Raw genomic sequence first — 12291 nt, 5'->3', positions numbered from 1 at the left:
CGCTGATCGTCGACGGCGCAGCGCCCCCTTGACGGCCGCCGGGCGCCGCCCTCACAGCCCTGTGACAGCCGCGCGGGGGCCGTGATAGCGTCCAGACGATGATCGGCACGATGGTGGGGCAGTACCGGATCACCGGTTCCATCGGACACGGTGGGATGGGGGTGGTCTACGCGGCGCAGCATGCGCTGATCGGTCGCCACGCCGCGGTGAAGGTGCTGCTGCCCGAGCTGTCCCAGAACCAGGACATCGTCACCCGGTTCTTCAACGAGGCCCGGGCGGCGACGGCGATCCGGCACCCGGGCATCGTCGAGATCTTCGACTTCGGATACTGCGCCGACGGCTCGGCCTACATCGTCATGGAGTTGCTCGCCGGCGAGAGCCTCGCGGCGCGCATGCTGCGCGGGCGCATGTCGGTGGAGGGCGCGCTCCTGGTCGTGCGGCAGATCGCCGGCGCCCTCGCGGCGGCCCACGCTCAGCGCATCGTCCATCGCGATCTCAAGCCCGACAACGTGTTCCTGGTGCCCGACCCCGAGGTGCCGGGCGGCGAGCGGATCAAGCTGCTCGACTTCGGCATCGCCAAGCTCACCGGTGACGGCGAGCAGAGCAGCAAGACCCGCACCGGCACGGTCATGGGCACGCCGACGTACATGGCCCCCGAGCAGTGCCGCGGCGTCAGCCTCGACCACCGCGCTGACCTGTACTCGCTGGGCTGCATCCTGTTCGAGCTGCTCACCGGGCGACCGCCGTTCGTCGGCGAGGGCGTCGGCGACGTGCTCGCGGCCCACATCCACGTGCCGCCGCCGCCGCTCCTGTCGCTCGTGCCCGACGCCGGGCCCGAGCTCGACCAGCTGATGCAGCGCCTGCTGGCCAAGGATCCCGAGTACCGGATCCAGACCGCGGCCGAGATCATCCACGCGGTCGACGCGCTGTCGGGCGGGGCGGCCTACCGCACCGGGCCCGCGGTCGTCGGTGGCGGCCACCTGCCCACCAGCCCGATGATCTCGGGCCCGACGACGCTCAGCGGCTCGGCTCGCCTCATGACCAGCGCCGGGGGGCCGCCCCTGGCCCGGTCGCGGACGCCGCTGTTCATCGGCGCCGGCGTGCTCGCGGTCGCGGCGATCGCGGTGCTCGCGATCGTCGCGGGCGGCGGCAGCGGCGCGAAGTCGACCCCACCCGCCGCGGCCGAGGCGGCGCCGGTCGCCGCGCCGCCGCCGGTCGAGCCCACGCCGGTCGCCGCACCCGCGCCGACCCCGGTCGCGCCGACCCCGGTCGCGCCGCCCGCGCCCGCGCCGATCGAGCTGGTGGTTGACTCCAAGCCCGCCGGGGCGACCGTGTTGCTCGACGGGGTCGAACTCGGCACCACGCCGTACCACGGCACGCGCCCGCCCGCCGACGGCCAGCTCGCGCTCACCGTCCGGCTCAAGGGTCACGTCGACGCGACCGTGACCGCGCCCGCCGACGCGTCGAGCACGCAGCGGGTCGACCTGAAGAAGCGTCCGCGCGCCGGGACCCACACCGACCGCGACGACAGCGTGAACCCGTTCGGCCCCTGAGTTCCTGGGCGGCCTGTCGCCAGGCCTCCCCTCGTCGGGGGCAAGCCCCGACGAGCCTCCCCTCCGAGACGCGAAACGCCCGGCGCATGGACCGGTGCTCGACCGAAATACTGACAAGCTCTGAGTTCCTGGGCGGCCTGTCGCCGAGCCCCTCCACAACGCGAGATCCGGGACGCGGATCTGCGCTCGACTGAAATACGTCACAAGCCCTGACCTCTGGAGCACTCATGATCCGTCGCGCGCTGCTGTCGACCTTGACCTCGCTCTGCTGTGCCCTGCTCGTGCCGGTCGTGGTGCTCGTGCACATCGCGCCGGCCGCGGCGCAGCCGACCTCGGCGGCCGACAAGCAGAAGGCCGCCAAGAGCTACGTCGACGCGGGCCTCGCGGCCCAGAACGCCGGCGACTACGACACCGCGCTGACGATGTTCGGCAAGGCCTACGAGCTGGTGCCGCACCCGGTGCTCTTGTTCAACATCGGGCAGGTCCACCGCCTCGCCGGTCGCCCCGCGCCGGCGATCGACTTCTACAAGAAGTACCTCGCGGCCGAGCCCAAGGGCGCCCAGGCCAAGACCGCCAAGGAGTTCATCACCGCGCTCGAGGTCCAGCTCGCGACCAAGCCCGGCGATCCGACCGGCCCGACGGCCGAGCAGCTCCGGGCCGAGGAGGCCGCGCGGCGCAAGGCCGAGGCCGACGCCGCGGCGGCGCGGGCCGAGGCCGATCGGCTCCGGGCCGAGGCCGCGGCCAGCAACAAGACCGTCGAGGAGATCAAGGCCGCGCGCGCCGCCGAGGAGGCCCGCGCCGCCGAGGCGGCCCGCGTCGCCGAGGCGGCCCGCGTCGCCGAGGAGGCCCGCGCGGCCGAGGCAGCCCGCGCGGCCGAGGCGGCCCGCACCCCGGTGCCCCCGCCGCCGCCGGCCAAGAAGGGCAAGCCGCGCGCGCTGATGATCGGCCTCGCCAGCGCGGCCATCATCGGCGGCATGCTCATCGACCTGATGCCCGACTCGTCGAACAACGGCTCGCTCGACGCCCTCGACTTCGCGCCCGCGGTCCTCTACCCGGTGGGCGTCGGCCTGATCGTGGGGTCGTTCTGATGCGCGCGCTGATCGCGGTGGTCGCGCTCGGCGCCAGCGGTTGCGCGCTGATCGACGGCCTCGGCGGCGACGACGGCGGGGGCGGCGGGGGCGGCGAGGTCGAGTGCACGCCGTCGTTCGTCTGGCGCGACCTCGACTCGGCGTCCCCGATGACGATCGACAGCGTGCGTGTCTACGTCGACGTGACCCATGACGTGCCCGACGAGCTCGGCGGCCAGCTGTCGTTCCAGGGCGTCGGCGTGAACTTCTTGGTCCCGGTAGCCGGCGAGACCTTCACCGACTTCGAGAGCGAGTTCGACGGCCTCGCGGCCCAGGGCACCTGGACCGTCTCCCTCGAGGACGGCGTCGCCGGATCGGCCGAGGGCACCTGGAACAGCGCGACGATCGTCATCTGCGATCAGGTCCCGCAGTGTCAGAGCATCGGCGACGACCTGCCGCTGCTGATCCCGGACTGTACGTTCTGACGGCGGGGCGCCGGCCGATCGCAGGCCCCGCGCGCCCGGCTACAGGTCGTTCTCGAGCTCCATGATCTGATCCTCGATCCGGGACTTCGACGGCGACGACGGGTCGAGCATGCGCCGGCGGTTGGTCTCGATCACCAGCTCGGCCGGGTACTCGACCTGGTAGCCGATCCGGAACTCGCGCCGCTCGCCGGGCTTGAGGGTCAGCTCCCAGTGCAGGAGGCCCTGGGCGTCGGGCTTGACCGCGGGCGTGATCGCGACCTTGTCGACCTTGATGTCCTTGTTCTCGGACACCGGGATGCGGTCGGCCAGCGTGAACGTGGTCGCCTCGGCGCCGAGGTTCTCGACGGTGACGACGAACACGACCTGCATCTGGTTGCGGGCCTTGCGGATGAGCGTGCTCTGCTTGCGGTCGAGCTGGCGCGTCAGCTTGAGCTGATCGGCGACGCTCAGGAACAGCGCGAAGCGCTCGCCCTGGGCGATGAAGGCGATGTCGGTCAGGCCCAGGAACGTGCCGTCCTGGTAGAGCGCGACCTTGCCGGGCAGGAGCGCCTGGCCGGTGGCGTTGGTCATCGCCAGGGTGCGCGCGGCGCTGAGGCTCTGCTCGGGCGCGGCGACGATCTGCTGGGTCGAGCCCAGGACGCTGCGGCCGATCAGCAGCCGCACCGGGTGGCCGTCGCCGCGGACGCTCGCGACCGGCTGCGCCGTGAAGTGCGCGGTGGTGCCGCGCTTCTCGAGGCTCTCGAAGATCGACACGGTCCGGCCCTGGACCACCTCCAGGTACTCGACGTTGCTCTGGTAGACCTGCTCGAAGCTGGCGCGGGCGCGCATCGCCGACGCGTCCTGGTGGACCATGTTCCACATCTGGCTCTGGCCGGCGAACGCCTGCTGGGCGCGGGTGAACGACGACGCCTGGGTGGTGAGGATCCGGGTCGCGGTCTGGGTGTCGCCGAGCGTCAGCGCCTCGAGCTCGGGGATGCGCACCGACTGCGTGGTGGACTGGGTCGAGAACGACAGCTCGGCGCCGCCCCAGTCCTCGCCGCTGGTCTGGCTGAGCGACGCGAACGAGATGACCTCGACGTTCTTGGCGTCGGTCGTGCTCGCGCGCAGCTCGTGCATCGGCTCCCAGGTGACGCCCGGCAGCATGTACGTCAGCTCGACCGTGGCCGAGGTCGGCGCGCCGGCCTGGAGCGTGACCAGCACGGTCGTCTCCTCGAGCTTCATCAGGCCCTTGGCGTCCTCGAGCCGGCGCTGGCTGGCCTCGAGCTCGGGCGCGAGCTCGTCGAGCTGGGCGGCGACGTCGCGGCGCGCCGACGCCGTGGTCCGCAACGACGCGGTGATGAACCCGAGCACGTCGCCGTAGCTCTGGACGCTGACGTCGCCGATGACGGTGTCCTGCGTGATCTTGGCCAGCGAGAACGCCTTGATCGCCTCGATCTGCGCCTTCTGCGCGTCGAGCACCGCGACCTCGTCGGTCAGCGCCGCGCGCTTGGCCGTCAGCGCCTTGTGCTCGGCCTCGACCCGGCGCCAGCTGGCGTCGGTGGCCTGGGCCAGGAACCGTCGGTCGACCCGCACGTCGACGATGCGCCCGGCGCTGGCCGAGACCTGGACCGAGCCGTCGTCGACCCAGCCCGGCAGGCTCCGGAACGCGAACACCGTCGGCTCGCTGGTCAAGGCCGCCGTCGCCTGCCGACTGACGCGCGCGCGGTCCGAGTACACCGTCACCTTGCTCACGCGCGACGTCAGCGCCTGGGCGTCCGAGCCCGCGTCGGCCACGTCGTGCGCCGCCGGCGCCGTCGAGCCCGCCGCCACCACCCCGCCGCTCGGCGCCGCCGCCGTCGGCGCCACCACTCTCCGCGGCGTGCACCCGGCCACCACCATCGCCAGCCCCGCGTACGTGATCCAGCGCCGATCCTGCAGTCGCATCATCTCCGCCTCGCAAAGGGTGAACACCACGGCCCCAGCCGCCCGCCCTCCAACGCACCAGCCCGCCATCCGATCTACCTGGGGACCGGATCCTACCCTCTATCCATTCGAGATCACTGCCGAATTTGGCGCCAACGCATCGAGAATAGAGACAGGTTCATGGGTCGCAAGCCCACGACATCATGGGTTAGTTCAGGCCCACCGCGTCAGGATGCCGCGTCCTACTGTGGCGGCGAGGCCAGCGGGCTGCGCGGCCGCGCCCGACGGCGGCCGTCGTCGCGCGACGAGGTCCGTCGCGGCCGACCCCGCGATCCGCGGCGGGCGGGCCGGTGGCGCGTGGCCCCGGCCGTGCACTAGGTCGCGGCGGAGGTTCCGATGAAGCAATCGATGTTCGCCGGGTTCGTCATCGCCACGCTGTTCGCCGCCGCGTGCGGCAAGGGCAGCTCCGATCCCGTGTCCACGATGAAGGGCTACCGCGATCAGATGTGCGCGTGCGCCAAGAGCGGCGCGCCGGGCAACTGCGTCCCCAAGATCAACGTCGCCCAGAAGCGCTGGGAGGAGGGGCTCAAGGAGGGCAGCATGTCCAAGGCCCAGGAGGACCAGGCCGAGGCGCTCAAGCACGAGTTCACCGCCTGCCGCGACACCGCCAACGGCAAGTAGTCGGCTACCAGCGCCGGCGGCTGCGCGGGGGCGCCGCACGCTCGAGCTCGACGCGGACGCCCAGCGACGCGCTCACGAAGTTGGCCCAGTTGTCGATCTCCTGCGCCGGGACCTCGGCGCCCCCGCCGACGAGGCGCAGGCTGCCGTAGAGCGACACGTCCGGGTGGAACGCGTAGCCGCCGATGACCGCGACGTCGTAGAGCGCGCCGCTGGTGTCGCCGACGAGGCCGAACGTCGACGAGCCGTCGACCTCGAGCGTCGCCCACGCGCGCCCGGGCACGTAGCTCAGCCGGGCCTTGAGCGCGGGCACCAGGCCGATGTCCGACTGCACCCCGCGGCGCGCGCCGTCGGCGCTGGTGAACGCGACGTCGGCGCTGCGGATCTGCAGCGAGCCCCCGAGCCCGAGCGCGAGCCGATCGCCGCCGAGCTGGTACAGGTACGAGGCGCGGTATCCGTCGAACCGGTAGCGATGATCGACGACCGTGCCGGCGGTGAACCGCGTGTCGCGGAACTGGAGGTCGGCGGCGAGGGTGGCCCGGGTGTCGACCAGGAACGGCGCGTACAGCGCCACGACGCGGTGGCGGCCGAGCACCAGCTCGACAGTCGCGCGCTCGGCGCGGATCAGCGTGTCCTGCTGGCCGACGTCGCCGGCCTGGTACGGCGTGCCGGCGGCGCCGTAGCGCCCGTCGTTCTGGACGATGTACGCGGGGCCGGTCTCGTAGGTGAGCACGGCGCGCGGCTCGGCGGCCGCGGCGGCGGCGGCGAGGACGACGGTGAGCGTGACGACGGTGGTCGCGGTGGCGGACATCGGGTGCTCCAGCGGTGGGAGCCCCACCTTGGACCGAAACGGCGTCGGCGTCAGGGAAACGCTGATGGCGCGGCCGTGCGAACGCGGCCCGTGGATGCGGCGTGGTCGTGCGGACTGGCGCATGATGCCGCGCCTTGCCCGAGATCGAGTTCCGTGACTACCGCCCCGACGACCGCGACACGGTCATCGCGCTGCTGGCGGACGGGCGCCACCCCGACTACGCCCGCGCGAAGGCGGCGGTGTTCGCGTGGGAGTTCTTCGCCAACCCGGCGCGCGCGGACATGTCGCCGTTCCTGATCGGCACGGTCGACGGCGAGATCGTCGCGATCAACGGCTTCATCCCGGTCGAGGTCCAGTTCCGCGGCACGCCGACGCTGGGCTGCTGGAGCGTCGACATGTACGTGTCGGCGAAGCACCGCGGGCGCGGCTTCGGCAAGGCGCTGGTCAACCGCGTGGCCGAGCGCGCGCCGGTGATGCTGGCGCTCGGCATCAGCCCGATGAGCGATCCGATCTTCGAGCAGCTGCGGTGGCCGCGCGACGAGTCGCTGACGACGATGTTCTGCTACCTCGACGAGGCGGGCGCCAAGGGGCTGGCCAAGAACGCGCTCACCACCGGCGCGCGCCTGGTCGGCGGCCGGCGCCGTCGGGCCACCGCCGAGCTCGGCTGCGACGTCGCGGTCGAAGATGCCGTCGAGCCGGCCGAGCTCGACGCGCTGTGGTGCCGGGTCGCCGGGCAGTACGGCGACGCGGTCGCGCGCACCGGCGCGTACCTGACGTGGCGCTACCGCGACGCGCCGACGCTGCGGTACCGCTGGGTCGCGGCCCGGCGCGGCGGCGTGCTGCGCGGGCTGTTGATCACGCGCCAGGACGCGGCCGAGTCGGTGATCGTCGACTACCTCGGGCCCGCCGACGAGCCGACGCTGCTGATCGCACTGTGCGACCGCGCGACCGAGGATCTGGCGGCGACCGGGACCCGGCGGATCCGGTGCGAGACCACCCACGGGCCGATGAAGGCCGCGCTCGCGGCCTGCGGCTACGTCACGTACCGCCGCGCTGGTGGCTTCCGCACGTACTGTCACGACGGCCGGCCGACGACCGCGCAGAGCAACTGGTTCGTGATGACCGGCGACAGCGACAACGACCTGCTGGTGTTCTGACGCCTGGGCGCGGGGCCTCGGGCTACCCGCGCGCGAGCAGCTCGCGGATGACCGCGCGGACGCGCTCGTCGAGCCGGGCGACCTCGGCTGGATCGTCGGCGGCCTCGGGCGGCGCGTCGGGCCAGATCGGCGCGCCGACCCGCTGGGTCAGGCGGATCGGCAGCCCGAACGGCAGCCCGAGCGGCAGCGGCAGCGGGATCGTGCGCGACAGCCCGAGCCAGCGCCGCGCCAGCTCGCCGGCCTTCCAGCCGTCGTAGGGCACCACGAACACCCGGTCGGCGGCGGGGCAGGCGGTCGGGATGATCGCCACGCCGGTGCGGATCGCGAGCCGGGCGTAGCCGCGGTGGTCGCCCCAGCGGAGCTGGTAGCGCTGCCGCGACGAGCGCGCCCACTCGAGGCCGCCGCCGGGCATGCACACCGACAGCTCGCCGGCGCGCAGCAACCCGACCGCGTTGTCCTGCGTGCCGACCACGACGCCGAGGGTCGCGAACAGATCCCGGATCACCGGGAACGAGAACATCAGCTTGTCGGTGAGCGCGCGCGGCAGCCGGCGGTCGCGCAGGAAGATCCGCCGCCCGAGCAGGCACATGTCGATCACCGTCAGCGCGTGGTAGCTGGTGATCAGCGCCGGGCCCGTGCGCGGCACGTGCTCGAGCCCGTCGACCTGGTAGCGGTGGTAGCGATCGGCCAGGTCGAGCAGCTCGAGCAGCCAGCCGACCCGCTCGGGATCGGGCGGCTCGAGCCGGTGCTCGTCCCCGGGCTGGTAGGTGCGCAGCCCGCGGGCGCCCTCGGTGGAGGTGTCGGCCACCATGGGCTCGACGCTAGCACCGGTCGGCGGCGGTACGCCTGCGACCCGACGCCACGGGCGGTGGCCGCGCGCGTCATCGCGGCGACCGTCGGACCGCGTCAGAGGCAGCTGAGCGCGACGTCGGGCTCCTTGCGGTGCGGGTACGTGAACGTGGCCTGGTACGGGAACGCGCCGCCGCGGACCTCGAACGTGATCGAGCCGTCGAGCGTGCCGGTGCTGCCGGGCTGGTACTGCATCGCCCAGTTGGTGACCGCGATGGTCTGGTTGGTGTCGGTGCGCCGGGCGTCGATGCTGGTCAGCTCCTGCGCGGCCGGGGCGCCGCCGAGCAGGTTGGCGATCGGCGTCGGCGGCCCCGACAGGTGGTAGTCGATCGCCGACGCGCCCTTGTGATCGGACACGGTGATGTCCTGGGCCGCGTGGACGTTGTGGCCGAGCGCGTCGGCCATGGCCTGGAACTGGAGCTTGAGCGGGCCGGCGGTGTCGCGCGACAGGCCCAGCAGCTCGACGCCGGGGCCGACCTCGTCGAACGTCATCGCGTACGAGGTCTCGGCGCGGCCGCCGAGCGCGTACGACGCGCTGGCGCTGATGCTGGCGCGCTTGAAGTACGTGCCCAGGTCGAGCACGTCGAACGGGATGACGTCGCCGGCGTGGCCGAAGCTCATGTCGGCGCCCAGCCGCATCTGCAGCGTCATCACGTCGCCGACCCGGTAGCGGCCGTCGCCCTGGTAGGTGATGTGGTCGACGCCGGTCTTGTGGCCGAGCGCGGCGTTGACGAGCATGCGGAAGACCGCGCCGCTGAAGGTGTTGGTGAGGCCGCCGCAGATGATCATCTCGTGGCAGCTGTCGCGGAAGTCGGCGACGATCGCGAGGTTGGCGTCGACGTCGCCGGTGGCGCACGCCGCCAGGGACGCGTGCGATCGATCGGCGAGGTCGTCGATGGGGGCCGCGGTGCTGGCCGGCGGATCCGGGAACGTCACGGTCACGCTGACCGACGCGCTGGCCGAGGCCGAGCCGCCGCCGGCGAGGGGCTTGGGGCAGGCGGCGAGCAGGCCGCCCAGGCCGATCAACGGGACGACGCGCCACGACGAGCTGGTTCGCATCCGCCGATGATACGCCGGCGCGCCCCGGTCGCGGCCGGGCGCCGAAAATGCCACCGGGGCGCACGCGATGAGCGCGCCCCGGTCGCGGCCGGGCGCCGAAAATGCCACCGGGGCGCACGCGGTGAGCGCGCGCCCCGGCGAGGGACGTCGTGAGGGCCCGCGCGTGAACAAGTCGATCGAGGATCGCGGACGAGGCGCCCGGATGGCAAGGCGACGGCGAGGACCGGAGGGGAGCGTCCTCGTTGGACGTGACCCGAGGACCGGAGCCGGCAACGCAGCCAGCCGGGATGGATCGGCCGCGAGACCGACCGAGTTGTTCACGCGTGGGCCCTAAGGGCAGCTACGCGGCGTGGAGCCGCGCGCCCGGTGGCACCGGCGCGTAGTGGCCCGGCTCGAGGACGAACCGGCCGCGGCCGTGGGTCAGCGCCGACAGCGCGCCGGCGTAGCCGAACGACTCGGCCAGCGGCACCTCGGCCCGGACCACGCGGTCGGGGCCGCGGACGTCGAGGCCGAGCACGGTGGCGCGGCGGCGACCGAGATCGCCGACCACGGCCCCGACGTCGGCGTCGGCGCACGCGACCTCGAGCCGCATGACCGGCTCGAGCACGACCGGGTCGGCGTCGGGCGCGGCGGCGAGGAACGCCAGGCGACCGGCCACCTGGAACGCGAGCTCGCTCGAGTCCTTGGCGTGGGTCGCGCCGTCGTGCAACGTCACCGCGACGTCGACGACCGGGTGGCCGCCGCACAGGCCGTCGGCCAGGGCGTCGCGCACGCCGCGCTCGACCGCGGCCACGAACGGCCGCGGCACCACGCCGCCGCGGGTCTGGTCGGTGAAGACCAGGCCGGCGCCGCGCGCGGCCGGGCCGACCGCGATCGTCACGACCGCGAACTGCCCGGGCCCGCCGCGCTGGTTGACGTGGCGGTAGGTGCGCTCGGCCGTGCCGGCCAGGGTCGACCGGTACGCCACGCGCGGCCGACCGCTGGCGACCTTGACGCCGTGCTCGCCGGCGAGGCGCTCGACCGCGATGTCGAGGTGGAGCTGGCCCATGCCGGCCAGCAGGGCCTGGCCGGTGTCGCCGTCGGTGACGAACCGGAGCGACGGATCGGCCGCGACCATCCGCTGGAGCGCGAGCGGCAGGCGCTCGCGATCCTCACGGGTGATCGGCTCGATCGCCACGCGCACGACCGGCTCGGGCGCGGTGATCGCCTCGAGCGTGATCGGCCGCGCCGGGTCGCACAGCGTGTCGCCGCCGGCGAGCGGCGTCGCCAGGATCGCGCCGATCTCGCCGGCCTCGAGGCGATCGACCTCGAGCCGCCGGTCGGCCACGAGCTGCACCAGCCGGCCGACGCGCACGGTGCGCCCGGTGCGCGCGGTCCGCACCGACATGCCCTTGGTGAGCACGCCGGCGTAGACCCGCACGAACGTGGTCTGGCCGTGATCGTCGAACGCGACCTTGAACGCCAGCGCCGCCAGCGGCGCGGCGCGATCGGCGGCGCGGGTCGCGCCGTCCTCGCCCACCACCGGCGGCCGATCGCTCGGCGCCGGCAGGTAGGCCACGACCGCGTCGAGCATCGCCTCGACGCCGACGTAGTGGTACGCGGAGCCGCACGCGACCGGCACGACGTGACCGGCGAGGGTCGCGGCGCGCACGGCGGCGCGGATCGCCGCGGCGTCGACCGGGCGACCGTCGAGCACGGCGGCCAGGACGGCGTCGTCGTGATCGGCGGCGACCTCGAGCAGGCGCTCGCGGTAGCTGCGCAGGTTGTCAGAGAGCGTGGCCGGATCGACCGGCGTCGCGACCGGGGGCGCCGCGGTGCCGTCGCTGGCCAGGTGGGTGAGCGCGATCAGATCGATCACGCCGGTGAGGGCGTCGCCGGCGTAGGTCGGCCAGGTGATCGGCACCGGGCGCGCGCCCAGGCGGTCGCGCAGCTCGGCCAGGCAGCGCTCGGGATCGGCGCCGACGCGGTCGAGCTTGTTGACGAACACCAGGCGCGGCACGCGGTGGCGATCGGCCTGCCGCCACACCGTCTCGGTCTGCGGCTCGACCCCGGCGACGCCGTCGAGCACGACGACGGCGCCGTCGAGGACGCGCAGCGAGCGCTCGACCTCGATCGTGAAGTCGACGTGGCCGGGGGTGTCGATCAGGTGCAGGCGGTGATCGCGCCAGTCGCAGGTGACCGCGGCGGCGAGGATCGTGATGCCCTTGGCCTGCTCGAGCGGGTGCGAGTCGGTGTGGGCGGTGCCATCGTGGACCTCGCCGGCGGCGTGGATGCGGCCGGTGTAGAGGAGGACGCGCTCGGTGAGCGTGGTCTTGCCGGCATCGACGTGGGCGATGATGCCGAGGTTGCGGATGCGGTCGAGGGGAACTCGGGGCATGACAGGGTCCTGCCGGACCGCGGGCGCGGTCCGGACGTGCGGAGGTGTGCGGCGCGCGTGCGACGCACCAGCGGCGCGCACCGGCGGTGCGCGGTGAGCAGGGCCATCCCCGCGGTCGGGCGACGCGCGATCGTCGGGACGATCGTCGTCGCGGCCGCCGCGGGTCAGCCAGCGACGGGCGTGAACGCCCAGGCCGCGATCACGAGGCCCGGCTGCACGCACGCCCGCGCGGCCGCACCAGCGAGGAGCTGGCGGCGAGCGGGACGAGGGAGCTGGGTGCGCGGCATGGCGTTGCCTCTGAACGTCTCATCTACGGATCCGATCGGTGGTTGTCAACCGCGACGTTCGTCGAC

Annotated in this window: 10 protein-coding genes; 5 read left to right on the top strand and 5 right to left on the bottom strand. The window is 73.5% G+C overall.

Going from position 1 to position 12291, the window contains the following annotated elements; translation table 11 throughout:
* The first annotated feature begins 155 nt into the window (after positions 1-155).
* The 3 genes from IPL61_34645 (at position 156) to IPL61_34635 (ending at position 3105) form a co-directional block, all read left to right on the top strand.
* Complete coding sequence (locus tag IPL61_34645; protein MBK9036332.1) at positions 156-1553, top strand: serine/threonine protein kinase; 1398 nt, start codon at positions 156-158, stop codon at positions 1551-1553.
* A 227-nt stretch (positions 1554-1780) separates the two neighbouring features.
* Positions 1781-2641 (top strand): tetratricopeptide repeat protein, encoded by an 861-nt coding sequence (locus IPL61_34640; protein MBK9036331.1) that lies wholly within the window; start codon positions 1781-1783, stop codon positions 2639-2641.
* Positions 2641-3105 (top strand): hypothetical protein, encoded by a 465-nt coding sequence (locus tag IPL61_34635; protein ID MBK9036330.1) that lies wholly within the window; start codon positions 2641-2643, stop codon positions 3103-3105. The genes IPL61_34640 and IPL61_34635 overlap by 1 nt, the downstream gene beginning before the upstream one ends.
* Positions 3106-3144: 39 nt before the next feature.
* Here the strand turns inward: IPL61_34635 and IPL61_34630 are convergent, their stop codons facing one another.
* Complete coding sequence (locus IPL61_34630) at positions 3145-5031, bottom strand: mucoidy inhibitor MuiA family protein (protein MBK9036329.1); 1887 nt, start codon at positions 5029-5031, stop codon at positions 3145-3147.
* Positions 5032-5403: 372 nt separating this feature from the next.
* Between IPL61_34630 and IPL61_34625 the strand changes: the two genes are divergently transcribed.
* Positions 5404-5688, top strand: coding sequence for a hypothetical protein (locus tag IPL61_34625; GenBank protein ID MBK9036328.1), 285 nt, complete (start codon positions 5404-5406; stop codon positions 5686-5688).
* Between the two features lie 4 nt (positions 5689-5692).
* On the opposite strand, the gene IPL61_34620 is transcribed toward IPL61_34625, so the two are convergent.
* A complete protein-coding gene (locus IPL61_34620; protein ID MBK9036327.1) occupies positions 5693-6496 on the bottom strand; it encodes a hypothetical protein in 804 nt (267 codons plus the stop codon).
* 134 nt (positions 6497-6630) lie between these two features.
* On the opposite strand from IPL61_34620, the gene IPL61_34615 reads away from it, so the two are divergent.
* Positions 6631-7653 carry a GNAT family N-acetyltransferase gene (locus tag IPL61_34615; GenBank protein MBK9036326.1) on the top strand — a complete coding sequence of 341 codons (1023 nt, stop codon included), beginning with the start codon at positions 6631-6633 and terminating at the stop codon, positions 7651-7653.
* A 22-nt stretch (positions 7654-7675) separates the two neighbouring features.
* Here the strand turns inward: IPL61_34615 and IPL61_34610 are convergent, their stop codons facing one another.
* The 3 genes from IPL61_34610 to fusA form a co-directional block, all read right to left on the bottom strand.
* Positions 7676-8464, bottom strand: coding sequence for an acyltransferase family protein (locus IPL61_34610; GenBank protein MBK9036325.1), 789 nt, complete (start codon positions 8462-8464; stop codon positions 7676-7678).
* A gap of 95 nt (positions 8465-8559) precedes the next feature.
* Positions 8560-9561, bottom strand: a complete 1002-nt coding sequence (locus IPL61_34605) for a hypothetical protein (GenBank protein MBK9036324.1) — start codon at positions 9559-9561, stop codon at positions 8560-8562.
* A gap of 340 nt (positions 9562-9901) precedes the next feature.
* Entirely contained in the window at positions 9902-11938 is a 2037-nt protein-coding gene (gene fusA / locus IPL61_34600; GenBank protein MBK9036323.1) for an elongation factor G, read from the bottom strand.
* Positions 11939-12291 lie beyond the last annotated feature (353 nt).

Source organism: Myxococcales bacterium (assembly GCA_016717005.1).
In the GTDB taxonomy this organism is placed as follows: Bacteria; Myxococcota_A; Polyangia; order Haliangiales; family Haliangiaceae; genus UBA2376.
This window is presented reverse-complemented; position numbering and strand designations above follow the sequence as displayed.

Bases quoted from the DNA above. Each gene is read 5' to 3' on its own strand.
- IPL61_34645 (MBK9036332.1), top strand. From the start codon at position 156: ATGGGGGTGGTCTACGCGGCGCAGCATGCGCTGATCGGTCGCCACGCC.
- IPL61_34640 (MBK9036331.1), top strand. From the start codon at position 1,781: ATGATCCGTCGCGCGCTGCTGTCGACCTTGACCTCGCTCTGCTGTGCC.
- IPL61_34635 (MBK9036330.1), top strand. From the start codon at position 2,641: ATGCGCGCGCTGATCGCGGTGGTCGCGCTCGGCGCCAGCGGTTGCGCG.
- IPL61_34630 (MBK9036329.1), bottom strand. From the start codon at position 5,031: ATGATGCGACTGCAGGATCGGCGCTGGATCACGTACGCGGGGCTGGCG.
- IPL61_34625 (MBK9036328.1), top strand. From the start codon at position 5,404: ATGAAGCAATCGATGTTCGCCGGGTTCGTCATCGCCACGCTGTTCGCC.
- IPL61_34620 (MBK9036327.1), bottom strand. From the start codon at position 6,496: ATGTCCGCCACCGCGACCACCGTCGTCACGCTCACCGTCGTCCTCGCC.
- IPL61_34610 (MBK9036325.1), bottom strand. From the start codon at position 8,464: ATGGTGGCCGACACCTCCACCGAGGGCGCCCGCGGGCTGCGCACCTAC.
- IPL61_34605 (MBK9036324.1), bottom strand. From the start codon at position 9,561: ATGCGAACCAGCTCGTCGTGGCGCGTCGTCCCGTTGATCGGCCTGGGC.
- fusA (MBK9036323.1), bottom strand. From the start codon at position 11,938: ATGCCCCGAGTTCCCCTCGACCGCATCCGCAACCTCGGCATCATCGCC.